The 24,591-nt window shown below is 62.3% G+C and carries 19 protein-coding genes and 1 tRNA gene; 13 read left to right on the top strand and 7 right to left on the bottom strand.

Translation table 11 applies throughout. From position 1 onward, the window contains the following. Positions 1–156 precede the first annotated feature (156 nt). Together otsB and otsA are read left to right on the top strand one after the other, a co-directional pair. Positions 157–906, top strand: a complete 750-nt coding sequence (otsB, locus tag ACTJLB_RS20620; protein ID WP_020069416.1) for a trehalose-phosphatase — start codon at positions 157–159, stop codon at positions 904–906. Positions 907–988: 82 nt separating this feature from the next. Then, complete coding sequence (gene otsA / locus ACTJLB_RS20615) at positions 989–2,449, top strand: alpha,alpha-trehalose-phosphate synthase (UDP-forming) (RefSeq protein ID WP_088173502.1); 1,461 nt, start codon at positions 989–991, stop codon at positions 2,447–2,449. Positions 2,450–2,547: 98 nt separating this feature from the next. Here the strand turns inward: otsA and ACTJLB_RS20610 are convergent, their stop codons facing one another. Next, positions 2,548–4,419, bottom strand: a complete 1,872-nt coding sequence (locus tag ACTJLB_RS20610) for an ABC transporter ATP-binding protein (RefSeq protein WP_179214139.1) — start codon at positions 4,417–4,419, stop codon at positions 2,548–2,550. A gap of 671 nt (positions 4,420–5,090) precedes the next feature. On the opposite strand from ACTJLB_RS20610, the gene ACTJLB_RS20605 reads away from it, so the two are divergent. The 3 genes from ACTJLB_RS20605 (at position 5,091) to ACTJLB_RS20595 (ending at position 7,881) form a co-directional block, all read left to right on the top strand. Next, positions 5,091–6,155, top strand: a complete 1,065-nt coding sequence (locus ACTJLB_RS20605; RefSeq protein ID WP_020069419.1) for a glycosyltransferase family 4 protein — start codon at positions 5,091–5,093, stop codon at positions 6,153–6,155. 255 nt (positions 6,156–6,410) lie between these two features. Beyond that, the gene (locus tag ACTJLB_RS20600) at positions 6,411–7,265 is read left to right on the top strand and encodes a hypothetical protein (protein WP_440784305.1); all 855 of its coding nucleotides are present in this window, start codon (positions 6,411–6,413) and stop codon (positions 7,263–7,265) included. Between the two features lie 151 nt (positions 7,266–7,416). Continuing rightward, the gene (locus ACTJLB_RS20595) at positions 7,417–7,881 is read left to right on the top strand and encodes a DUF2214 family protein (protein WP_020069421.1); all 465 of its coding nucleotides are present in this window, start codon (positions 7,417–7,419) and stop codon (positions 7,879–7,881) included. 73 nt (positions 7,882–7,954) lie between these two features. Here the strand turns inward: ACTJLB_RS20595 and ACTJLB_RS20590 are convergent, their stop codons facing one another. The 5 genes from ACTJLB_RS20590 to ACTJLB_RS20570 all read right to left on the bottom strand — a co-directional run bounded on the left by ACTJLB_RS20590 (position 7,955) and on the right by ACTJLB_RS20570 (position 12,624). After that, positions 7,955–9,832: an ABC transporter ATP-binding protein gene (locus ACTJLB_RS20590; protein WP_131320285.1), complete on the bottom strand. Its 1,878-nt coding sequence runs from the start codon at positions 9,830–9,832 to the stop codon at positions 7,955–7,957. 518 nt (positions 9,833–10,350) lie between these two features. Continuing rightward, positions 10,351–10,425, bottom strand: a tRNA-Val gene (locus ACTJLB_RS20585). A 48-nt stretch (positions 10,426–10,473) separates the two neighbouring features. Then, positions 10,474–11,208 (bottom strand): DNA polymerase III subunit epsilon, encoded by a 735-nt coding sequence (gene dnaQ / locus ACTJLB_RS20580; protein ID WP_440784304.1) that lies wholly within the window; start codon positions 11,206–11,208, stop codon positions 10,474–10,476. Between the two features lie 79 nt (positions 11,209–11,287). Then, positions 11,288–11,734 carry a ribonuclease HI gene (rnhA, locus tag ACTJLB_RS20575; protein WP_006051973.1) on the bottom strand — a complete coding sequence of 149 codons (447 nt, stop codon included), beginning with the start codon at positions 11,732–11,734 and terminating at the stop codon, positions 11,288–11,290. After that, on the bottom strand, positions 11,731–12,624 hold the full coding sequence (locus ACTJLB_RS20570) for a class I SAM-dependent methyltransferase (protein ID WP_440784303.1): 894 nt from the start codon (positions 12,622–12,624) through the stop codon (positions 11,731–11,733). Before ACTJLB_RS20570 ends, rnhA begins: the two co-directional genes overlap by 4 nt. 19 nt (positions 12,625–12,643) lie before the next feature. Here ACTJLB_RS20570 and gloB point away from each other — a divergent pair, with 19 nt between their 5' ends. The 7 genes from gloB (at position 12,644) to ACTJLB_RS20535 (ending at position 22,881) form a co-directional block, all read left to right on the top strand. Beyond that, positions 12,644–13,435: a hydroxyacylglutathione hydrolase gene (gene gloB / locus ACTJLB_RS20565; RefSeq protein ID WP_410800346.1), complete on the top strand. Its 792-nt coding sequence runs from the start codon at positions 12,644–12,646 to the stop codon at positions 13,433–13,435. Between the two features lie 156 nt (positions 13,436–13,591). Further along, positions 13,592–15,241 carry a transglycosylase SLT domain-containing protein gene (locus ACTJLB_RS20560; protein WP_288825984.1) on the top strand — a complete coding sequence of 550 codons (1,650 nt, stop codon included), beginning with the start codon at positions 13,592–13,594 and terminating at the stop codon, positions 15,239–15,241. A 201-nt stretch (positions 15,242–15,442) separates the two neighbouring features. Further along, positions 15,443–16,681 carry an MFS transporter gene (locus ACTJLB_RS20555; RefSeq protein WP_440784302.1) on the top strand — a complete coding sequence of 413 codons (1,239 nt, stop codon included), beginning with the start codon at positions 15,443–15,445 and terminating at the stop codon, positions 16,679–16,681. Between the two features lie 457 nt (positions 16,682–17,138). After that, positions 17,139–18,293, top strand: coding sequence for a glutamine-hydrolyzing carbamoyl-phosphate synthase small subunit (gene carA / locus ACTJLB_RS20550; protein WP_087754228.1), 1,155 nt, complete (start codon positions 17,139–17,141; stop codon positions 18,291–18,293). 96 nt (positions 18,294–18,389) lie between these two features. Then, a complete protein-coding gene (carB, locus tag ACTJLB_RS20545) occupies positions 18,390–21,644 on the top strand; it encodes a carbamoyl-phosphate synthase large subunit (RefSeq protein WP_020069430.1) in 3,255 nt (1,084 codons plus the stop codon). 230 nt (positions 21,645–21,874) lie between these two features. Further along, complete coding sequence (gene greA, locus ACTJLB_RS20540) at positions 21,875–22,351, top strand: transcription elongation factor GreA (protein ID WP_020069431.1); 477 nt, start codon at positions 21,875–21,877, stop codon at positions 22,349–22,351. Between the two features lie 20 nt (positions 22,352–22,371). After that, on the top strand, positions 22,372–22,881 hold the full coding sequence (locus ACTJLB_RS20535; RefSeq protein ID WP_408420453.1) for a DUF4149 domain-containing protein: 510 nt from the start codon (positions 22,372–22,374) through the stop codon (positions 22,879–22,881). Positions 22,882–23,023: 142 nt separating this feature from the next. On the opposite strand, the gene ACTJLB_RS20530 is transcribed toward ACTJLB_RS20535, so the two are convergent. Further along, entirely contained in the window at positions 23,024–23,551 is a 528-nt protein-coding gene (locus tag ACTJLB_RS20530; protein WP_020069433.1) for a YhbY family RNA-binding protein, read from the bottom strand. Positions 23,552–23,774: 223 nt separating this feature from the next. Between ACTJLB_RS20530 and ACTJLB_RS20525 the strand changes: the two genes are divergently transcribed. Beyond that, positions 23,775–24,437, top strand: coding sequence for an RlmE family RNA methyltransferase (locus ACTJLB_RS20525; RefSeq protein ID WP_020069434.1), 663 nt, complete (start codon positions 23,775–23,777; stop codon positions 24,435–24,437). The last annotated feature ends 154 nt before the right edge of the window (positions 24,438–24,591 follow it).

Here is a 24,591-nt window from a genome sequence, read left to right as displayed (position 1 = left end):
CCGTTTTGAACGCAATGCCAGCGAACGGGGCGCGACCTCGCTGCCGTGCTGCTCCATCCGGCTTGCGGCCCGGCTCTCTTTCTCGAAAAATTGATGGATGCGCGGTAAGATGCGCACACTTTTCCGGCTGCGAAAGGCCGAAAGGCAAAATACCCGATGCAACCACTTCCGGCTTTCCTGTCTCCTGGCGAGACCGCGTTTTTCTTCGATTTCGACGGCACGCTCGTCGAACTCGCGCCCACGCCGGACGGCGTTCAGGTGCAACCTCGCGTCATCGAGCTACTCGCCGAACTGCGGCGCTTGACCAATGGAGCGGTCGCTGTGGTGTCCGGGCGCGGCATCGACAGTATCGACGCTTTTCTCGGCATGCCCGATCTGCCGATTGCCGGTCTGCATGGCGCCGAGCGGCGCGACGCGAACGGCGACACGCAACGCATTGGCTTCCACGATGAACGCCTTCTGCGCATGGAGCAGGTTTTGGCCGAGGTGGTCAACGCCAACCCTGGCATGCTGCTCGAGATCAAGGGCGCCGCGCTCGCGCTGCACTACCGCAATGCGCCGGATCGCGAGCAGGCGGCGCGTGAGGCGACCGAGCGGCTGGTCGCGGATTATCCGAATTCGTACGTGTTGCAGCCGGGCAAGATGGTCTATGAAATCAAACCGAAGGACGTCGATAAAGGCCGCGCCATGCGCGCGTTCCTCGACGAGCCGCCGTTCGTCGGACGCAAGCCGGTTTTTGCCGGCGACGACCTGACCGACGAGAAGGGCTTCGCCGTCGTCAACGAGCGCAACGGACTGTCGATCAAGGTCGGCGCGGGCGAGACGATCGCGCAAACGCGCGTCGAATCCGTTTCCGCGCTGCTCGACTGGCTCGAGACGGTCGTTGCGGCAGCGCGTGCAGGATGAGCGGCGCGGTGTGCGGCGCAGGACATTTACAACGCACACGACATAGTGCGACAACAAGGCATTACATCGGGGACAGCGTTTCATGAGCCGACTGATTATCGTTTCGAACCGGGTTGCGCCGATCTCGGAGGGCGGTCCGGCGGCGGGCGGTCTGGCGGTCGGCGTGTACGACGCGCTCAAGGAGACCGGCGGCATGTGGTTCGGCTGGAGCGGCGACGTGCTGAGCTCCGGCCAGCCGCAGATCAAGGTCGAAGAGCGCGGCCCCGTGACTTTTGCGACCATCGCACTGATGCGCCGCGACTACGACCAGTACTATCGCGGCTTCTCGAACGCGACGCTGTGGCCGGCCTTTCACTACCGCGCCGACTTGCTGCAGTACGACCGGCATGACTTCGAGGGTTATTGCCGCGTGAACGCGTGGCTTGCGCAGCAACTCGTGCCGCTGCTGCGTGAAGACGACGTTATCTGGGTCCACGACTATCACCTGATTCCTTTCGCCGAGGCGCTGCGCGCAGCAGGCGTGAAGAATCGCATCGGCTTTTTCCTGCACATTCCGTTTCCCGCTTCGCAGGTTCTGCTGGCTGTGCCGCCACATCGCGAACTGGTACAGGCGTTGTGTTCGTTCGATCTGCTCGGTTTTCAGACTGCGCCTGACCTGCGCGCTTTCTGCGATTACATCGTCAACGAGGCGAACGGCACAGTCGACGCGTCGGCCGCCGGGCCGCTCGCAGTTCATGCGTTTGGCCGCACGTTGCGTGCAGCGGCTTACCCGATCGGCGTCTATCCGGACGAGATCGCCGAACTGGCCAAGGCGGGTGAGCGCGGCAAGCCGGTGCGCACGATGAAGGCTACGCTGCATTCGCGCAAGCTGATCATGAGCGTGGACCGCCTCGATTATTCGAAGGGGCTGGTCGAGCGCTTCCGCGCGTTCGAGCGGCTGCTGGAACACGCCACCGCGCAACGCAACAAGGTGTCGTTCCTCCAGATCGCGCCGCCGACACGCGCCGACATGCATGCCTATCAGGACATCCGTCTGCAGCTGGAAGGGGAGTCGGGCCGCATCAACGGACGTTTCGCGGAGCTGGACTGGACGCCGATCCTGTACATCCATAAGCAATATGAACGCTCGGTACTCGCCGCGCTCTTTCGTACGGCGCATGTTGGCTACGTCACGCCGCTGCGCGACGGCATGAATCTGGTCGCCAAAGAGTACGTGTCGGCGCAGGACCCGGAGAATCCGGGCGTGCTTGTGTTGTCACGTTTCGCGGGCGCGGCGCAGGAGCTGGACGGTGCGCTGATCGTCAATCCGGTGGATATCGACGGCATGGCCGATGCGCTCGCCAGAGCGCTCGACATGCCGCTCGCGGAGCGCCAGGCGCGTCATCGCGACATGATGGCGCAGTTGCGGGAGAACAATGTCTCGGTCTGGCGCGACAATTTCATGCGTGACTTGCAGAGCGCCGGTGGTGCAACCCGCACCAGGAGCGGGCGGGCGCGTACCGCTTCGGGGAAGAAGACCGCGCGCGAGGTTCTCGCGAGCTAGCTGCGGTGAACCGGTTCTGATTGGGAAAACGAAAAAAAGCCGCTTGATAAAGCGGCTTTTTTCTTTGACTAAACGCGTTTCTCTCTACGGCGCGCGGCTCAGATAACGTGCTGTTCGTCGACTTTCTTTCCGCCCACATGCAGCGTGGCGCCCTTGCCGTATTGCTTCGACAGCAGGTCGCGATACAGGCCGGGACGCAGGCGCAACTCTTCGGGACTGCCGTCGTCGATCACCTTGCCGGCGCTCATCACGATAATGCGGTCGAAGTTGTTGAGCGTCGACAGGCGGTGCGCAATGGCGATCACCGTGCGGCCTACCATCAGCCGGTCGAGCGCCTTCTGGATCGCTTCTTCGGATGCGCTGTCGAGCGCCGACGTGGCTTCGTCGAGCAGCAGGATCGGCGCGTTCTTCAGGATCGCGCGTGCAATGGCGATCCGCTGACGCTGTCCGCCTGACAGCTTCACGCCGCGGTCGCCGACGATCGTATCGAAGCCTTCCGGCATGGCTTCGATAAAGTCGGTGCAGCGGGCCTCGCGCGCCGCAGCCAGCACTTCTTCGCGGCTCGCTTCGGGGCGCCCATACGCAATGTTCTCGTACACCGTGCGATGGAACAGCGAAATGTCTTGCGGCACCAGCGCGATCGCATGGCGGAGGCTATCCTGCGTGATCGTGTTGATGTCCTGACCGTCGATTTTGATCGAACCGCCTTGCGTTTCGTAGAAGCGCTGCAGCAAGGCGAGCACGGTCGACTTGCCCGCGCCCGACTTGCCGATCAGACCGACTCGCTGGCCCGGCTCGATATGCAGGTCGAAATGGTCGAGGATCGGCCGGCGGCGCGGATAGGCGAACGTCACGCTTTCGAAGTCGACGCGGCCGCCCTGCGGCACGAGCTCGGTCGCGCCGTCGCGGTCGGGCATGCCATGCGGCTCGAGCAAGGTGCGCACGGCTTCCGCGAGACGGGCCACGTGCTGCGTGACGTCCACCAGCGCGACTGCGAGATCGCGCGTGCCGTGCAGAATAGTGAAGCCGAGCGAGCTGACGAGCACGATGTCGCCCGACGTCGCTTTACCTTGGTCCCACAGCACGAGCGCCCAGCCAAGCAGGCCGGCCGACAGCAGCGCGGTAATCACGGCGTGCAGCAGACGCAGCTTTTCCAGATAAAGCAGGCTTTGCTGACGCGCGTCCATCTCGGCCTTGACCGTCGCACCGAAGCGCTGCTGTTCGCGAAACGTCATGCCGAAGGCGCGCACGAGGCCCATGTTGCTGATGACGTCGACGAGTTCGCCGTCGACCGAGGCCGCCTTGGTCGCGAAATGGTGGTGGCGCGCCGAACCGCGGCCGGCAAGCTTGTACAGCACGACCGACAGAATGGCTGAGCACAGCATCAGGCCGCCGGCCATCAGCGGGTTCACCGCGATGATCATGAAGATCGCGCCGAGCACGGCGATGCACGGCGGCAGCACGTTCCAGGCGGTCGTGTTCTCGGCGGTGTAGACCGCATTCGACGTCGCAGTGATCCGGCTGGCCAGCATGCCGGGCTGCTTCTCGGAGTAGTAGGTCGGCGAGTGTCCGCTCAGATACTGGAACAGGTCGCGCCGCAAGTCGCCGGTCACGGCGACAAAAGTGTGGGCTGCAACCCAGCCGCCGACGCGCCACAGCAGATTGTCAGCGGCGATCAGCCCGACCAGGATCGCAAAAGCGCCCCACAGCGGCCCTGGATGATGCCGGCCAGCGCCGAGCACATCGATGAGATGCTTGATCGCATATTGCGAAGCGAGCGCACAGCCCACGGCCGCTATCACGCTGCACAGCACGGTCGCATGAGCGAGCGGGTGACGGCGGATAAAGCGGAAAAGGAACGCAAGGGGCCGATGCGCATAGCTCGCGAGCTTGGCGTTCTGGGCGTTGCGCTGGGCGATGGTCAAATGTTCCAATTGATCGTGAGGTTGATGAGGTTCGGGGGTGTGCATGCAAAGCGTGGGCCACGCGAAAAGATTCGCGGCGAAGCCAATGCTTCGCATTGTAAACATGCAAAAGCGATTGCGCCCTGTGTAACCGGGCTTTTGGCGCGATAGATGTCGCGATGGACGTCCGCGACCTACTTCTTGCTCGACTCACTGCAGCGGCAGTGGTTCACGCGGTCGGGGAATGTTTTCGAGATATAATTACAAATTGCATTCAGCCGGGACTCTGCATTCTCTTCAACGGGTACCGGCAAGATTGATGCGAGAACTTACAAGATCCCGCGGGCGAACCAGGGGCAGCCGCAGATGTCGGCCAGTCGCTACTGTAGAACTGTCTTGTAAAACAAGGGTTTGCAAAGTGTATCCCCTTTGTAACAACGTAAAGACTTTGAAATGTTGTGGTGCAGCGTGAGGCTCGGCATCGATAATGCATGCGCTCTATGCCCCACGCGGAATTTTCTGACAGTTTGTCAACGTCCGTGTTGTTTGTGCGTTTACCGCACAGGCATGAACGGTGAGCACCGTTCGGGCTCTCTAACCCGAAGCGATCTATCGTAGGATTTCTCGAAAGAATAAGGCCCGCGCCGGCATGTCCAGCCCGGCTGACCTGGCGAGCAAGCGAGTCGCTTTTACCAAACGCAGTACTTTTGCCGGTTTTTTACGAGGAGTTCTTCATTATGCGAATCGCACAAATCGCTCCGTTGCACGAGGCGGTTCCTCCCAAGCTGTACGGTGGTACGGAACGTGTGGTGTCCTATCTGACCGAAGCGCTGGTCGAGCAGGGCCACGACGTCACGCTCTTTGCGAGCGGCGATTCGCAAACCTCGGCGAAGCTCGAAGCGTTCTGGCCGCAGGCGCTGCGCCTCGACCCCACCATTCGCGACGTGATGGCGCCGCACATGCTGCTGCTCGAGGAAGTGCGCCGCCGCGCGGACGAATTCGACGTGCTGCATTTCCACATCGACTATTACCCGTTTTCGCTGTTCGCACGCCAGCCCGTGCCGTTCGTGACCACGCTGCACGGCCGTCTCGACCTGCCGGAATTGCAGCCGATCTTCAACACGTTCAAGGACGTGCCGGTCGTGTCGATCTCGGACAACCAGCGCATTCCGCTGCCGCAGGCTCACTGGCTGCAAACCGTTTATCACGGCCTGCCGGAGAATCTGCTCACGCCGATCAAGGACGTGAAGCCGAGCTATCTCGCGTTCCTCGGCCGCATTTCGCCGGAAAAGCGTCTGGACCGTGCGATCCGCATCGCCGAACAGGTCGGCATGCCGATCAAGGTCGCGGCCAAGCTCGACAAGGCTGACCGCGCTTACTACGACGAAGTCATCAAGCCGCTCATGGCGCTGCCGCACGTCGAATATATCGGCGAAATCAGCGAAGCGGAAAAGACCGAGTTCCTCGGCAACGCGCACGCGCTGCTGTTCCCGATCGACTGGCCGGAGCCCTTCGGTCTGGTGATGATCGAGGCAATGGCTTGCGGTACGCCGGTGATCGCGTTCAATCGCGGTTCGGTGCCGGAAGTGATCGAAAACGGCGTGTCGGGTTTTGTCGTCGAAGACGAAATCAGCGCTGTCGCAGCGGTCAAGCGTCTGCATACGCTGCCGCGCGAAACGGTGCGCAAGGCGTTCGAAGCCCGCTTCTCGTCGAAGGTCATGGCGCAGAACTACGTCGCCACGTACGAAGAGCTGCTGCGTCGGAAGCACCGTACCGTGCTGCGTGAAGTCAACGCGAACTGATTGAGCCGGACCGGATAGTTCCGGTCCAGGAACGGGCTTGCTGGGAGGAGCGTCTTCTACGCGTCTCGCCAGCGCCCGGCAACGCCCCGCGCGCAAGCCGCTCGCGGGGCGTTGTTGCATCCACGCCGCGTTTTTCGCGTTCCGCGATGCAAAGTAAGCGGTTCAGGCACGCGGCGGCGAGCCGGTCTTCGTAATATCCCTATAATGGCCGTGCCGCGAAATTGGCTGCGGCGCCGCCGACGACAGGAGGATGCCTTGGCGAGAACGAAAGAGACGCGTGCGAATGCCGCGCCCGGCGCCGGAACGATTTTCGCGTTACGCGCTATCGGTCTCGTGCTTCTCGCCCGCTGGCTGTTTTCCATGTCGGAGATGGATCTGACCGCGTCGCTGTCGGCCATGGCGTCCTCGCCGTGGGCGTGCATCAACCTGGTCTTCCTGTTCCTGCTCATTTTTCTTCCTGGCGCACGCGCGGTCGCAGAGCGTCCTTTTCATCCGCTGCCGCAATGGCTGCGGCAAGCGCTGCGCCTCTTCGCATTCCTGGGATTTCTGTTCGCGATGTGGTCGGTCAGCGCCTTTGCGGTAAGCGCCGGCTGGCGCCGTGCCGCGCAAGCCGTGGCGGCGACCAACGGCTGGCTGTTGGCGGCGCCCGCGCTGTACGCGGCCGTTCTGTGGATCTGCCGTCCGCGCGCGCTGTGGCGCACCAACATTGCTGCGCGCCGTTTTGCGATCGGCCGCTACGCCGTCTCGCTCGATCCGCTTACGCGCACAGTCAGCGTATGGGCCGAGCGTCGCAAGGTGGGGCAGTACGACGCGCGCGAACTCTCCGTGCGCTGGGCGGACGTGGCAGGCACGCGCTCTGCGACGGCGCCCACGCCGGTCATCGCGCTCCATGTCGCCGGCGATACTGTCGCCGGCGTTGCGTCGTCAGGCCCGAGCGGCGCTCCGTCGCTTGCTCGAGCCGCGTTCGGCCGGCGTCCGAAAATCGAGTTGCTGTGGGATTCGCCCGCGGCGGCCGGTCACAACCGGCAAACCGTATTTCGCGCGGCTCTGACGACCGAAGGAGATCGCGTCGCCGCACGCGCGCTCGACAGCACGTTGCGGCAGGTCTGAGGCAGAGGTTTTGTGCAGTCGGTCACATGCAGTGACGGTTGCGCGCGTTGTAAAGTAAGCCGTGGTCGATAATGAAACAACGATGCCGCCCGTACTGACGGCGGGCGAGTGAAACAACAATCGATGTGCCGTGTCGTTTGCAGGAGTCGCTATGCTGGTTCGCTGGTTGCTTGCCGCTCTTCATCTGCTCGCCTATGGCTTCGCACTTGCGTCGATTCTGCGGCGCACGTGGGCGCTGCGCCGTGCCGCGGTGCCAGCGGCGCTCCGCTCGGTATTCCGGGCCGATACACGCTGGGGCCTCTCCGCACTCGTGTTGATCGTCACCGGCTTGATGCGCGTTTTCGGCACGTATGAGAAGGGCGCCGATTACTATCTCCACGAGCCGCTCTTTCACGTCAAGATGACGCTGCTCGTGATAATCCTCGTGCTGGAAGTTCCGTCGATGCTGGCGTTAATGCGCTGGCGCGCATCGATACGAAAAGGCGCTGCGCCGGAGCTGCAAAACGCGCGTCGCTATGCGCATTTGAGCGTGATTCAGACTGTGTTGCTCGTGTTGATGGTCTTTGCGGCAACCGGCATGGCGCGCGGCATCGGTTTGCCCTCGGGCGCGGTGTAACGATAGCGGCGCGCCGGCGGAATATGCCTTGTACGAAGACATATTCCGCAAGACACGCCGGATCTTTCCCTCTTCAGTCATTGACCAGCAGGCTTGAATCGTCCACCGCGTGGCTGCGCGCGCGGGGCCGTTCGTGCGATGCCGGCGCTTCATTCAAGCCCTTGATCAGTTCCAGCGCCTGACGCTCGAACAGACGCCGGTAGAGTCCGTTCTCGAGTCGGATCAACGTCTCGTGGCTGCCTTCTTCGATTACCTTGCCCTTGTCGAGCACGAGCAAGCGGTCGAGCGCGCGCACAGTCGAAAGGCGGTGTGCCACGACGAGCGTCGTGCGGCCTTGCATCAGCCGCTCCATCGCCTGCTGGATCAGCACTTCGCTTTCGCTGTCGAGGCTCGACGTGGCTTCGTCCAGAATCAGGATGGGTGCATCCGCCAGAAACGCCCGCGCGATCGCCACGCGTTGGCGCTCGCCTCCCGAGAGCTTGATGCCGCGCTCGCCGACCAGCGTGTCGTAAGCATTGGGCAGCGCGCTGATGAAGTCGTGCGCGTTCGCGAGTCGCGCGGCGTGTTCGATCTCGGCGCGGCTCGCGTCCGGACGTGCATACGCGATGTTTTCCGCGAGCGAACGGTGAAACAACACCGGCTCCTGCTGCACGATGGCAATCTGACTGCGCAACGACGTCTGCCTGACTTGCGCGATGTCCTGACCGTCGATCGTGATGCGGCCTTCTGACACGTCGTAAAGACGCTGAATCAACTTGATGAAGGTCGTCTTTCCCGAACCCGAATGGCCGACCAGCCCGACGCGTTCTCCGGGCGCAATGCGCACGGAGAAGTCGCGATAGAGCGGCGTGGCGTCCGCTCCATAATGAAACGTCACATGCTCGAAGCGGATCTCGCCTTTGCCGATGACGATCGGACCGGCGGCCGGGCGATCTTCGATGCCGAGCGGCTGACGCTCCAGCGAGACGAGTTCTTCCATGTCGTTGACCGAGCGTTGCAAGTTGCGAATGTGCATGCCGACCTCGCGCAGGTAGCCTTGCAGCATGAAGAACATCGTCAAAGCGAAAGTGATGTCGCCGACGCTCGCCTCGCCGCGCAACCACAGTAGCAGCGCGGCGCCGAGAATCGCGGTCTGAATCGCCACCAGCATCGCGCCTTGCACGCCGCCGTTGATCGTGCCGCGAATCCACGTGCGGCGCGTGCGGTTGCGCCACTTGCCGATCACACGCGCAAGTAGCAACTCCTCGCGCTCTTCGGCGCCGAAAGCCTTGACCACACCGTTGCAACTGACCGCGTCCGCGAGCGCGCCGCCCATGCGCGTGTCCCACGCGTTGGCGAGGCGTGCGGCCGGCGCCACGAAGCCGAGCGACAGCGCGACAGTCACCGCGATATAGACTAACGAGCCGACGCCGACCACCGCGCCCATCATCGGCCAACGCCAGCCGAGCAGCAGCGTCGCGCCCACCAGCATGACGAGCGACGGAAACAGCGCGATCAGCAGCGTGTCGTTGAGCAGATCGAGCGCCCACATACCGCGCGTGATCTTGCGCACCGTGGAGCCGGCAAAGCTGTTGGCATGCCAGTCGGTTGAAAAGCGTTGCACGCGATGGAAGGCGTTCGCGGCGATCTCACTCATCATCTTCAACGTCAGCTTGATGATGTTGAAGTACATGGCCTGCCGAAGCAAAGTGGCGCCCAGTCCCAGCGCGGCCAGAACGCAGAAGGCCGTGATGGCTGCATGCCACGCGCTCGCACGTGCGGCCGGGCCGGATGCGATGGCGTCGACGAGGTGGCCGGCGAACATCGGCGTGAGCACGTCCGCCACGGCGGAGAGCATGACAAGCGCGGAAATGACGACAATGCGCCACGGCTGTTGAGCCCAGTGCCGGAAGGTGAAGCCGAGGACATCCTTGAACGCTTGCCCGCGAAAGTCGAGTTTTTTTCTGGTCATTTGCGACAACCCGTTCGCGCATGGCGCACCGGGGTTCCAGTCAGAAGCGAGATGGATAGACAGTCGAAGCGCGCCGCTTAACGGCAATGGAACTGCTGGCAATGAAACTGCTGGCAATAAGCCTGCGGACTCGGCTGCGAACTATCTGGGATTGCGCAGAGCGCCTTTTCAGGCCGACTTGCGCGGTTGACGAGTCAACGTCGTGGGACCATGTCAGGGATGGCCATATGCACTGCGAACATGTGACGCCTCCCTGTAGTCAATGAGGTGGAGAGAGTAGACGGGGGAATGCCCGAAAGCCGACTATATCAGCACTGTTTTGCCGCCGCAATCGACGAGGTTTCGTTGTTGACTCGCACGCACACCGCGGTGCCGACGACAGATATCGACATGCAAGCAGTGAGAAAGACAATGGCGAGGCAAACCGGACGTGACGAAACGGAAAACACAAAACGGAAAAGGGCTTACGCATTGCTGCGTAAGCCCTTTTTTCTTCGGTGATCGACACACCAAAATTCTGGTGGGTAGTACTGGGATCGAACCAGTGACCCCTGCCGTGTGAAGGCAGTGCTCTACCGCTGAGCTAACCACCCGAAGAGAGCGAAATTATGCCGGGGATTTGCGAACTCGTCCAGCACTTTTTAAGCAGGTTGCTCATCCGACACGGGCACGGGTTCGAGGCGCCACACGCTCGTGCCTTTGATTGCTTTGTCGAGGCCGTCCAGAACCGCCTGGTGTGCGGCGAGTTCTTCGTCGCTCGCGGCAATCACGACGAGGTCCAGCGAGTCGATGGCCACGCGCGGCGCATGCGCTTCGCCGCTGCCGTGCGATTCGCCAAGCATGTCGATGACAAGGCTTTCCTGGCCGCGTGTCATCGCCAGATAGACTTCGGCGAGCAGTTCCGAGTCGAGCAGCGCGCCGTGCAGCGTGCGATGCGCATTGCTGATGCCGAAGCGGTCGCACAAAGCGTCGAGTGAATTGCGCTTGCCGGGGAACATCTGCTTCGCACGCGCGAGCGTGTCGATGATCTCGCCGCAATAGGTGCTGACGGGCGGTAGGCCGAGCAACGCGAACTCGGCGTCGAGGAACCCGATGTCGAACGGCGCGTTGTGAATGATCAGGTGCGCGTCCTGAATGAAGTCACGAAACTGGTCGGCGATCTCGGCGAACTTCGGCTTGTCGCTCAGGAACTCGGTGGTCAGCCCGTGGACCGCCAGTGCGCCGGGATCACTGTCGCGCTCGGGGTTGATATAGAAGTGCAGATTGTTGCCGGTGAGGCGCCGGTTCACCAGTTCGACGCAACCCAGTTCGAGGATGCGGTCGCCGGTTCGGGCATTCAAGCCGGTTGTTTCGGTATCGAGGATAAGTTGACGCATGTTGAGTTAGCTTTGCCTCAGAAATTACAGCCGCAAATTAGCGGGGAGAAAGGTGGTCGCGCGGCCTGACGGCCGACGGTCACAATTCCGCGAGCGACGCGACGCCACGATTCGCAAGCTGGTCCGCGCGTTCGTTTTCCGGGTGCCCGTTATGCCCGCGCACCCAGCGCCATTCGATCTCATGTTGCGCGACGAGCGCGTCGAGCCGCTTCCACAAATCGGCGTTTTTCACCGGTTGCTTTGCGGCGGTGACCCAGCCTTTCTTTTTCCAGCCGTGAATCCACTCGCTGATGCCTTTCTGCACGTACTGCGAGTCGGTGTGCACAACGGCTTTGCACGGACGCTTCAGCGCCTCGAGCGCGGAGATCACGCCCATCAGTTCCATGCGATTGTTGGTGGTATTCGCTTCGCCGCCGAACAGCTCTTTTTCCTGATCGCCGAAGCGCAGCAGCGCGCCCCAGCCGCCCGGGCCGGGGTTGCCCTTGCAGGCGCCGTCGGTATAAATGTCGATGATGTTTGCTGTCATTGAGTATGGTTGCGTGTGTTCGGTGTAGCGGCGGGCGCGAGGCCCGCGGCGAGGACGGGCTTTTTCACCTTGAGTGGTCCGACGAGGCGCATGCCGCGCACGCGCTTGATCGCCTTGATCATGTAGGTCGCGCCGAAGATCGGCCACCAGCGGTCGCCGGCGGCTTCCATGAAGCCATAGCGGGAGAGCCACTGATCGCTGTCGAGCGGCGGACGATAGCAGCCGAAGCGCCCGCGTTCAAGGTCGAAGCCGAGCAGCTTGATCCAGTCTTTCAGACGCGTGAAGGCGATCAGATCGACAGCGGCGGGCACGAACGGCCGGCCCGTCATCTTGCCGACCGATTGCCGCGCGCCCCACAGCGAAAGCGAGTTGAAGCCGAGAATGATCAGCTGGCCTTCGGGCATCAGCACGCGCTCCGCTTCGCGCAGCAGGCGGTGCGGATCGCTCGTGAATTCGAGCGTGTGCGGCATCACGATCAGGTCGACGCTCTGGGCTTCGAACGGCAAATCCAGCAGATCGCACCAAACCGCGCTGCGTCCGGCCGGCGAGGGCAGCGGTGCCGGCGCTGGTCCGCCGCGCATGGGGCCGTTGCCCGGGGCGCTTCTCGAACTGTCTCTCAATCCGTCTCTCAAGCCATTCCCGGCAAGTGCCTGAGCGCGCGGGAAACTATACGGCGCACTCGCACCGCTCGCGGCGTCGAGCACGAGCCCGCGACAGGGCATGCGGTTTTCGCGCAACGCGTCGAGCTGCGGCAGGCCGAGTTGCAGCGCGTGGTAGCCGAAAACGTCCGACACCACACGGTCGAGCTGCGTCTGTTCCCATTCCAGCACGTAGCGGCCGGGCGGCGAATCCGTCCAGGCGGGCCAGTCTATAATCGCTCGGTCAGTCATATCAAAGAATGCGTCGCCTATGAATGCGCTCGAGTACGTACCGGTCCCGGCGTTTGAAGACAATTACATCTGGGTCGTTTCCGACGGATACCATGCGGTAGTCGTCGATCCGGGTGAAGCCGCTCCCGTTCGCGCCTATCTGTCGAGGCGCGGTTGGCGACTGAGCGCTATTTTACTCACGCACCATCATCAAGACCATGTCGGCGGGGTAGCCGATCTGCTGAATGGCCAGGCCGTTCCCGTCTACGGGCCCGCCGGCGAAGCGATCGGGCATCTCACGCACCGTCTGAAACATGGCGATCGAGTGACGATCGCTGCGCCCGCGCTCGATTTGAGCGTACTCGAGGTCCCGGGCCACACGAGTGGCCACATCGCTTATTTTCAGGCGGCGGACCCGGGCGGCACACCGCATGTGTTCTGCGGCGACACGCTGTTCGCCTGCGGGTGCGGACGGCTCTTCGAAGGCACGCCCAGCCAGATGCTCGCGTCGCTCGACTCGCTCGCGGCGTTGCCCGGCGCGACCGAAGTGCACTGCGCGCACGAGTACACGCTGTCCAACATCCGCTTCGCGCTCGCTTGCGATCCGGACAACGACGAACTGCTTGCCTGGCGAGACAAGGCGAGCGATCTGCGGGCTCGCAAGGTGCCCACGCTGCCGACCACGATCGCCCACGAGCGCGCCGTGAATCCGTTCCTGCGTGCCGACAACCCCGCCATTCAGGCGACCTTGCGGGAGCAGTTGCATGCCGACGTACCTGACCGTCTGGCGTCGTTTACATTGATGCGCGAGTGGAAAAACCGCTTCCGGTGACCGGGTTCGTCTCGGGCGCTTCCTCAAGCGAAGAATCGGAAGAATTCGCCAAGCCCTAGATTTGCTTGATATTTTGGTCAATTTCCGATTGACGTAGACGTTACGGTTTCGTACTATCGGCTGCAAATTCCAGCCCTTGTGGAAGCCGAGACGTTCATGCGATTTATCTTTAGTGCGTTGCTGGTCCTGACGCTCGCCGCCTGCGCGAGCCAGGGACCAACGACGAGCAGCCCCACCACCGCAACAAATCCCGCCAGCCAGCAAGCCGTAGCCGACGCACTCCGCAAGACAGCCACCGCCAAGGAAACCATCAATGTCGACCAGGGCTCAGTCACGCAGTTGACGAGCGCCGACGCCGATTTATGGGGCCGCATTCGCCGTGGTTTCCAGATGCCGGATCTGCAAACGGACCTCGTCGACATGCAGGTCAACTGGTACGCGCAGCGTCCGGATTACGTGCAGCGCATGACCGAGCGCTCGCAGAAATACCTCTATCACATCGTCGAAGAGCTCGAGGCGCGCCATATGCCGACCGAGCTCGCGTTGCTGCCGTTCATCGAATCGGCGTATAGCCCGCAGGCGTTGTCGGTGGCGAAAGCGGCCGGCATGTGGCAATTCATGCCGGGCACCGGCCGCACTTACAACCTCAAGCAGAACATGTGGCAGGACGAGCGCCGGGACGTGCTGGCGTCCACCAGTGCCGCGCTCGACTATCTGTCACGTCTGCACGACATGTTCGGCGACTGGCAACTGGCACTCGCTGCGTACAACTGGGGCGAGGGCAATGTGCAGCGCGCGATTGCGCGCAATGAAGCGGCTGGCTTGCCGACAGACTATCTGAGCCTGCGCATGCCCAACGAAACGCGCAACTACGTGCCGAAGCTGCAAGCGGTCAAGAACATCGTGTCGAACCCGCAAATGTACGGGCTCGCGTTGCCGTCGATCCCGAACCACCCGTATTTTGTGACCGTCACCACGTCGCACGATATCGACGTGGACATGGCCGCCAAACTGGCTAATCTCTCGCTCGACGAATTCCGTTCGTTGAACCCGTCGTTCAGAAAGCCGGTGATTCTGGGCGCTACGCAGCCGCAAATCCTGCTGCCGTTCGACAACGCGAGCGCGTTCGAGCGCAATCTGAAAACGTACTCGGGTTCGCTGTCGTCGTGGACCACGTATACGGTTACCGAGCGTTCGGCGCCGGCGGCCATCGCGCAAAAGATCGGTGTCGATGCCGACACGCTCATGGAAGTCAACAAGATTCCGGTCGGCATGCGTCTGAAGCCGGGTTCAACCATCGTCGTGCCGCGCGGTTCGGATGACGACGAGGACATCAGCGCGGACGTCGCCGAAAGCGCCGTGCTCGCTATGGAGCCCGACGTTCCCGACACCCGCAAAATGCTGATCCGCGTGCGCCGCAATCAGTCCATGGCGGCTATCGCGTTGCGTTATGGCGTATCCGTCGGGCAGTTGAAGTCGTGGAACCGCACGCATCGGGATAGCGTGACGCGCGGGCAGGTCATCGTGCTGCACGTGCCAGTCGGCAGGACTGTTCCGAGCGAACCGGGTCCCGAGCGTATCGCGACCGACGTCCAGGGCGGCGGTGTCCAGAAGATCGGCACGCGGGTGAGCGGCTCTAAAAGCGAATCTCGCAACGACACAAAGAAGGGCCGCGGCCACTCCGCTGTAGTGAAGGTCTCCGAGCCGGTTGCCAAGGCCGGCAAGTCGAAAGCGTCTGCCGCGCCTGCTGGCAAAGTGACCAAAGTGTCGGCTTCCACGTCGAGCAAGACAAAGAAGAGCAAGTAAGCACGGCGGTGGCAATCGGGGCCCTGACTGGGCCCCTTGCCTTTGGGGCTCCTCCAGCCGGTTCGCTGCGATCGTATTCCCGTTTTATTGACGCCGTCACCCTGTGGTGACGGCGTTTTCCATTTGCGGGGCCGGCGGCGGACATAGCCGAATTCCGATATCGTTCGTCATTTGGCCTGCGGCCAACCGGATATTGAGCGTATGTCGTCGACCCAGTTGCGCGTCTTTCTGCTGTTTTCTGCCGGTTATTTCGTGTCCTATGTGTTCCGGGGCGTCAATCTCGGTTTTGCGCCGTTTATCACCCACGACCTCGGGTTGTCCGCGGCTGATCTTGGCGTGCTGACCAGTCTGTACTTTCTCGGCTTCGCGGGCGCGCAAATCCCGGCCGGCGTATTACTCGACCATTTTGGCCCGCGGCGCGTGACGGCAGTCACCTTGCTGTTTGCCGCCGCGGGAATCTGGGTGTTCGGCGCGGCCCACAGCCTCGGAATGATGATGGCGGGGCGGTTGCTCATCGGCGTGGGCGTGTCCGTGTGCCTCGGTGCCGCATTCAAGGCGTTGGCGCAGCATTTCGCATCGGCGCGTCTGCCGCTGATGAACGGTCTCGTGATGGCGATCGGCGGCTTCGGCGGAGTCATGGTCGGCTCGCCGCTCACATGGGTGCTCACCTTCAGCAGCTGGCGCTCGGTTTGCGTCGGCCTGGGTCTGATGACGGTCGCCGTTGCGCTCGCTCAGTGGATGCTTCTCCCGGAGACAAATGAGACGCGTCATCAGGCGAGTATCGGCGCGCAGTTTCAGGGCACGCTGCATATTCTACGGAGCGCGGCCTTCTGGAAAATCGCGTCGTTTTCAGTCGTCACGCAGGGCGTTTTCTATGCAATGCAATCGCTATGGGTTGGCGCGTGGCTGCGCGACGTTCAGGGCTTCGCGCCGAAAGAAGCCGCTGCGCTGGTGTCGATTCTTGGTTTCGCGATGATGGCCGGTTGCGTCGGTTTCGGCGCAGCGGCTCGCAGTCTCGAGCGGCGCGGCGTATCGCTGTATGCGTTCTGTGGCATCGGCATGGCGCTGTATGTGTTGACCCAACTGCTGATCGTGTTCAACGCGCCGCTTCCGGCCAGCCTGCTGTGGGCGGCGTACGGAATCTTCGGCGGCACGGGCATTCTCACGTATGCGGTCATGGCGCGCAGCTTTCCAGCACACATGACCGGCCGCGTGAACACCACGCTGACATTGATCATTTTTCTATTGATCTTCGGCTTCCAGATCGGCGTGGGCGCCGTGTTGTCGCATTGGCCGGCGAGCGGCGGCCATTATCCGGCGGCCGCTCATCTCGCGGCGTGGGGAATTCTCATCGCGTTTCAGGTGCTCAGCGCAGTCTGGTACGTGATTCCGGGGCGCAAGCCGGTGCACGCCGCGGCCCACGCTCAGCAGGACGCATGAGCCTTTCCCGGCAATTTTCCGGGAAGCCGCTGAACCGGCACCTTACGGCTCGTACTATCCCGAATCCGGCAACGTAAAACTTGCCGGCTTGCCGTGTGAGCCCGTCCGATAAGGCTTTGACCGGATTGCCGTGGGTCGCGGAGGTGTCGGCGGGCAATCTCGGATTTGGAGGGAAGGGCAGTCTCAGGCTATAATTCCGAGGTTTGAGCTTATCAACCCGCACCCTAGCGCCTACCTCTTCCATACCGTTCATCCGCCGCGCGCCACTGGCGTAGCAAGCAGCCCGCACCAAGCCGATCCGTCCACAAAATGGACACATTGGACACCCCGCGCGCGCATTGCAAAGTCAACGGCAGTACGCGAGCGAGTCTGCGCGCGCATCGCATGATGCTGTCCGCTGCGGCTCGCAAACCGGATAGGCAGGTCGGCAACAGGGTGTTCCCCCAAGGAGTCTCCCGTGTTGCCGTCATTTTCTCCCGCTCTGCTCGCGCTCGCCGACGGCACGGTCTTTCGTGGTTATTCGATCGGCGCCCCCGGGCATACCATTGGCGAAGTGGTGTTCAACACCGCTATCACCGGCTATCAGGAAATTCTGACTGACCCGAGCTACGCGCGCCAGATCGTGACCCTCACGTACCCGCATATCGGCAACGTCGGCGTGAACGCCGAAGACGTCGAAGCGACGAAAGTCCATGCCGCCGGGCTGATCATTCGCGACCTGCCGGTTCTCGCGTCGAACTTCCGCATGGAGCGCACGCTCACGCAGTATCTGCAGGACGAAGGCGTGGTCGCGATCGCCGGTCTCGACACCCGCAAGCTGACCCGCGTTCTGCGTGACAAGGGCGCTCAGAACGGCGCGATTCTCGCCGGCTCGGACGACGAGGCCAAGGCTATCGAACTCGCACGCTCGTTCCCCGGCCTCGCGGGCATGGACCTCGCGAAGGTCGTGTCGACGAAAGAAACCTACGAGTGGACTCAGACCGAATGGCGTCTGGAAAGCGGCTACGGCAAACAGAATGCGCCGAAGTATCGCGTCGTCGCGTTCGACTACGGCGTCAAGTACAACATCTTGCGCATGCTCGCTGAGCGTGGCTGCCACGTGACCGTGCTGCCGGCAGAGGCATCGGCCGCGGACGCGCTCGCGCTCAATCCGGACGGCATCTTCCTGTCGAACGGCCCGGGCGATCCCGAGCCGTGCGACTACGCAATCGCGGCCACGAAGGAACTGATCGAGCGTGGCATTCCTACGTTCGGCATCTGCCTCGGTCATCAGATCATGGGCCTCGCGCTCGGCGCCAAGACCGTGAAGATGAAAACCGGCCACCACGGCGCCAACCATCCGGTGAAAGATCTGGACGACGGCCGCGTGATCATCACGTCGCAAAACCACGGCTTCGCAGTGGACGCCGACACGCTGCCGGCCAACGCGCGCGTCACGCATGTGTCGCTCTTCGACGGCACGCTGCAAGGCTTCGCGCTGAGCGACAAGCCCGCGTTCTGCTTCCAGGGCCATCCGGAAGCGTCGCCGGGCCCGCACGACATCGCCTATCTGTTCGACCGCTTCACCGCGTTGATGGACGCGAAGAAGGCCGGCAAGACCGCGGCGGCATAACGAGCGCGGCCAGAAGCAGCGAGAGGTAAAGCGCGCGCAACGCCCAGGCGGCGCGCGCTGACGGAAAGAATTCAGGAATACATTAGCGAGAGCGTTATGCCCAAGCGGACAGACATCAAGAGCATTCTCATTATCGGCGCGGGTCCGATCATCATCGGCCAGGCGTGCGAGTTCGATTACTCGGGCGCGCAGGCATGCAAGGCGCTGCGTGAGGAAGGCTACAAGGTCATCCTCGTCAACAGCAATCCGGCGACGATCATGACCGACCCGAACACGGCCGACGTGACTTATATCGAGCCGATCACGTGGGAAGTGGTCGAGCGCATCATCGCCAAGGAGCGCCCGGACGCGATCCTGCCGACGATGGGCGGCCAGACCGCGCTGAACTGCGCGCTCGATCTACACGCGCACGGCGTGCTGGAAAAGTACAAGGTCGAGCTGATCGGCGCATCGCCCGAAGCAATCGACAAGGCGGAAGACCGCCAGAAGTTCAAGGACGCGATGACCAAGATCGGTCTCGGTTCGGCCAAGTCGGGCACCGCGCATTCCATGGAAGAAGCGCTGCAGGTTCAGGCGCGCATCGCCGTCGAAACCGGCAGCGGCGGTTATCCGGTCGTGATCCGCCCGTCGTTCACGCTCGGCGGTTCGGGCGGCGGCATTGCGTACAACCGCGAAGAGTTCGAGGAAATCTGCAAGCGCGGTCTCGATCTGTCGCCCACGCGCGAGTTGCTGATCGAAGAATCGCTGCTCGGCTGGAAAGAGTACGAGATGGAAGTGGTCCGCGACAAGAAGGACAACTGCATCATCGTTTGCTCGATCGAAAACCTGGACCCTATGGGCATCCACACCGGTGACTCGATCACCGTAGCGCCGGCTCAAACGCTCACGGACAAGGAATATCAGGTTCTGCGTAACGCGTCGCTCGCGGTGCTGCGCGAGATCGGCGTGGACACCGGCGGTTCGAACGTGCAGTTCTCGATCAATCCGAAAGACGGCCGGATGATCGTGATCGAAATGAACCCGCGCGTGTCGCGTTCGTCGGCGCTGGCGTCGAAGGCGACCGGCTTCCCGATCGCCAAGGTCGCGGCCAAGCTTGCAGTCGGCTACACGCTCGACGAACTGAAGAACGAAATCACCGGCGGCCAGACGCCGGCGTCGTTCGAACCGACGATCGACTACGTCGTCACCAAGATTCCGCGTTTCGCGTTCGAAAAATTCCGCGAAGCCGATTCGCGCCTGACCACGCAAATGAAGTCGGTCGGCGAAGTCATGGCGATCGGCCGCACTTTCCAGGAGTCGTTCCAGAAAGCGCTGCGTGGTCTTGAAGTGGGCGTCGACGGTCTGGACGAAAAGACCGATAACCGCGACGAGATCATCCGCGAGATCGGCGAAGCCGGTCCGGACCGAATCTGGTACGTCGGCGACGCGTTCCGTATCGGCATGACGGCGCAGGAAATTTTCGAAGAGACGTCGATCGACCCGTGGTTCCTCGCGCAGATCGAACAGATCATCCTGAAGGAAAAGGCGCTGGCCGGCCGTACGCTCGCGAGCCTCTCGAAGGAAGAACTGAAGTATCTGAAGCAAAGCGGTTTCTCGGACCGGCGTCTCGCCAAGCTCGTCGGCGCGAAGCCCGCCGAAGTGCGCGCTCGCCGCATTGAACTGAACGTGCGCCCGGTGTACAAGCGCGTCGATACATGCGCGGCCGAGTTCGCCACGAAAACGGCCTACATGTACTCGACCTACGAGGAAGAGTGCGAGGCTAATCCGACGAACAACAAGAAGATCATGGTCCTGGGCGGCGGCCCGAACCGGATCGGCCAGGGCATCGAGTTCGACTACTGCTGCGTGCATGCCGCGCTCGCCATGCGCGAAGACGGCTACGAAACGATCATGGTCAACTGCAACCCTGAAACGGTTTCGACCGACTACGACACGTCCGATCGTCTGTACTTCGAATCGCTGACGCTCGAAGACGTGCTCGAAATCGTCGACAAGGAAAAGCCGGTCGGCGTGATCGTGCAATACGGCGGCCAGACGCCGCTGAAGCTCGCGCTCGATCTCGAAGCGAACGGTGTGCCGATCATCGGCACGTCGCCCGACATGATCGACGCGGCCGAAGACCGCGAGCGTTTCCAGAAACTGCTGCAGGACCTCGGCCTGCGCCAGCCGCCTAACCGCACCGCGCGTGCCGAAGACGAAGCGCTCAAGCTCGCCGACGAAATCGGCTACCCGCTGGTGGTGCGTCCGTCGTACGTGCTGGGCGGCCGCGCAATGGAAATCGTCCACGAGCCGCGCGACCTCGAGCGCTACATGCGCGAGGCCGTGAAAGTGTCGAACGATTCGCCGGTGCTGCTCGACCGCTTCCTGAACGACGCAATCGAATGCGACGTGGATTGCATTTCGGACGGCGAAGCGGTGTTCATCGGCGGCGTGATGGAGCATATCGAACAGGCGGGCGTGCATTCTGGCGACTCGGCTTGCTCGCTGCCGCCGTACTCGCTGTCGGGCGAGACCATTGCCGAACTGAAGCGCCAGACCGGTGCAATGGCGAAGGCGCTGAACGTGGTCGGCCTGATGAACGTGCAGTTCGCGATTCAGCAAGTTCCGCAGGCGGACGGCTCGAAGCAGGACATCATTTACGTGCTGGAAGTGAATCCGCGTGCATCGCGCACGGTGCCGTACGTGTCGAAGGCGACCAGCCTGCCGCTCGCGAAAATCGCAGCGCGCGCTATGGTCGGTCAAAAGCTTGCGGCACAAGGCGTGACGAAGGAAATCGATCCGCCGTACTTCAGCGTGAAGGAAGCTGTGTTCCCGTTCGTCAAGTTCCCGGCTGTCGACCCCGTGCTCGGGCCGGAAATGCGTTCGACCGGCGAAGTGATGGGCGTCGGCCAAACGTTCGGAGAGGCGCTTTTCAAGTCGCAGCTGGCGGCGGGCTCGCGTCTGCCGGAGTCGGGCACGGTGCTGTTGACCGTGATGGACGCGGACAAGCCGAAGGCCGTCGAAGTCGCGCGCATGCTGCACGAACTCGGCTATCCGATTGTCGCGACCAAGGGCACGGCGGCTGCGATCGAAGCGGCCGGCGTGCCGGTCAAGGTCGTGAACAAGGTGAAGGACGGCCGCCCGCACATCGTCGACATGATCAAGAACGGCGAAATTGCGCTGGTCTTCACGACCGTCGACGAGACGCGCGCCGCGATCGCCGACTCGCGCTCGATCCGCATGAGTGCGCAGGCGAACAAGGTCACGTACTACACGACCATGTCCGGCGCGCGCGCGGCCGTCGAAGGCTTGCGCTACCTGAAGGATCTGGAAGTCTATGATTTACAAGGCTTGCACGCTCGCCTAAACTAAGGCTTCGAGTTCCTGTCCAAGATGTAAGTGCCGCGGTTAAGCGGCGTTCCGCAGGTGCTGTGTCCCGGTTTCTTCCGGGTCGCCGGCTCCCACGGAATGCACTTAACCGCGGTGTTTTTTTACGGCCGCTTTTTGTTTCAAAGCACTCCACGCATCTGGCTCTTTCGCTTCAGACGCGGCGCGGGGCTCAGCGAACCGGAAGCGGCCCGGCGTTTTCACGAGAGTTGTTTATGAGCACTATTCCATTGACTAAGCGCGGCGCAGACATGTTGCGCGACGAATTGCAGCGCCTGAAATCGGTTGAGCGTCCCGCCGTGATCAACTCGATCTCGGAAGCGCGCGCGCAGGGCGACCTGTCGGAAAACGCAGAATACGACGCAGCGAAGGAAAAGCAGGGTTTTATCGAGGGCCGCATCGCAGAAATCGAATCGAAGCTCGCCGGCGCTCAGGTGATCGATCCGTCCAAAGTGGACGCGGATGGCCGCGTGGTGTTCGGCGCAACGGTCGAACTCGAAGATCTCGCTTCGGGCGCTTCGGTCAAATATCAGATCGTCGGCGACGACGAAGCGGATATCGACCACGGCCTCATTTCCATCAGTTCGCCGATTGCGCGCGCGCTGATCGGCAAGTCGGAAGGCGACGTGGCGTCGGTGCAGGCGCCCGGCGGCGTGCGCGAGTACGAAATCATCGCAGTTAGCTACGTTTGAGGGCCGCTCTGGTGTCCCTGATGCCGCATCGGATTTTCCGTCTGCTGACGGTGGTGTGGGTCGGCAGCCTGCTGACTATCGGCTATGCCGTTGCGCCCGTGCTGTTCACTTCGCTCGACCGGACAACGGCGGGCGCAGTGGCCGCGCAGCTGTTTCGCATCGAAGGGGTGCTCGGCGCCGTGTGCGGCATTTTGCTGCTCGGCCTCGCGAACGTGGTGGTCCGGCGCGGCGGCAACGCGTATCGCCGGTTGCGCTGGCTTGTCGCGGGAATGCTGGTGTGCGTGCTGGTTGGTTATTTCGCGCTGCAGCCGTTCATGAATGCGATGCGTATCGCTGCGGTCGAAGCGGGCACCGATGTCGGCCATTCCGCCTATGCTGCGCGCTTCGGCATGCTGCACGGCGTTTCGAGCCTGTTTTATCTGATTGAAAGCCTGCTCGGCCTGGTTCTGGTCTGGAAGCTGCCGCTGGGCGAGGGCGCTGGTTCAGTACAGCAGGGCGCCCCCGATGTTTCGGGAAAGGTGACAGGCTAAAGCACCGGCTGGAGGGCTGCTGCTGTGGTGTGGCGCTCGCTTGTGCTGTCGGCGCGCCAGGCGAAGAGCGCGGCCAAACGTTGAAGTCAAAGCTGGCCGCAGGCAATAGGCGCGGAGCTCGCCGCACCTTTCATACGTTTGCTTATTTCGACTGATGCGCGCGCTTGGCGCTTGTTTGTCGCTTTTTCGCGCGTTTGATGTTGCCGCCTTGCGTGACGCGTTCGTTCCCGCGCACCAGCACTGCTTTCGCCTTGGGTTTGCGCATGGGCACTTCGCTAGGCTTCACGACTTTGACGACGCGCGGCGCGCGGCCCTTGCCGGGCTTCGCTTCGACAGCGGCTTCGCGGGCGCTCGGCAATGCGCCGCGCTTGCTCTTCACCGCAGGTTGCGCTGCGGCCTCCGGCTTCCAGATAACCAGCAGCTTGCCGATATGCTGGATCGGCGCGGCGTTCAGCGTGTCGCAGATCTGTTCGTAAATGGCGATGCGTTCTTCGCGTTCGTCGCCGAACACGCGAATCTTGATCAGCTGATGAGCGGCAAGGTGAACCTTGATCTCGGCGAGCACGGCGTCGGTCAAACCTTCGGCGCCGACGAGCACGACCGGTTTGAGCGCATGTGCCTGGGAGCGCAACTCGGCGCGTTGGTCGGAAGAGACTTTGAGGGCGGGCATGTGAAGTGGGAGACTCGACTAAAATGGCAGCGCCTGCGTGGCCTATCCCGTCTTTCGATTGATTCGGTTTGGGCGCAATCGGGATACGAGTGGGACAGTACGGCAGGCGGCGCGTCAGAACAACAGAATCGCGGATAACTGCCGGTTTTTGGCGGTCGCCGCGCGAATTAACCGCGTATTATCCGCTAAAGCGTGACATGACGCAGCAAGAGTTCAACGTTTAATGGCAAAAAACAAGTTCAACACGGCGTGGTTGCATGACCACATCAACGATCCTTACGTAAAGATGGCGCAGCGCGAAGGCTACCGCGCCCGCGCAGCGTACAAGCTGAAGGAAATCGACGAGCAGGACAAGCTGATCCGCCCGGGGCAGGTCATCGTCGATCTGGGCTCCACGCCGGGCAGCTGGAGCCAGTATGCGCGCAACAAACTCGCCAAAGGGTCGCGGCGCGACGCCGAGCGGGAAGGCGGGATCGACGGCACCATTATCGCGCTCGACGTGCTGCCAATGGAGCCGGTCGCCGACGTCCACTTCATTCAGGGCGACTTTCGCGAAGACTCGGTGCTGGCGCAGTTGGAAGAATTAGTGGGAGAGCGCCAGGTAGACCTTGTAATTTCGGATATGGCGCCCAACCTGTCAGGCGTGGCCTTGGCGGATGCGGCGCGGATCGAGCATTTGTGCGATCTCGCGCTGGAATTCTCGCAGAATCACCTGAAACCGGATGGAGCCCTTTTAGTCAAATGCTTCCACGGCAGTGGTTACAGCCAGATTGTCGAAAAGTTCAAGCGCCAGTTCAAGGTGGTGGCTGCCCGCAAGCCGAAGGCTTCGCGGGACAAGTCGTCAGAAACGTTTATTTTGGGTAAGCATTTGAAGCGCCCCGCGTAGGGCGGCCCGCGTAGGGCGAGCTGCGTAGGGCCTGCAGAATGGTTCAGCGTCTGTCCATAAATGCGCTGATGACGGTGGAAATTTGCACCGTTACAGCCCGCTACGCTATTTCTGTGGTAGCGAAACCTTATGGCAGGGGTCTGCGGACTGGATT

The sequence above is a fragment of the Paraburkholderia sp. 22098 genome, from assembly GCF_052045935.1.
Taxonomy (GTDB): domain Bacteria; phylum Pseudomonadota; class Gammaproteobacteria; order Burkholderiales; family Burkholderiaceae; genus Paraburkholderia; species Paraburkholderia caledonica.
This window is presented reverse-complemented; position numbering and strand designations above follow the sequence as displayed.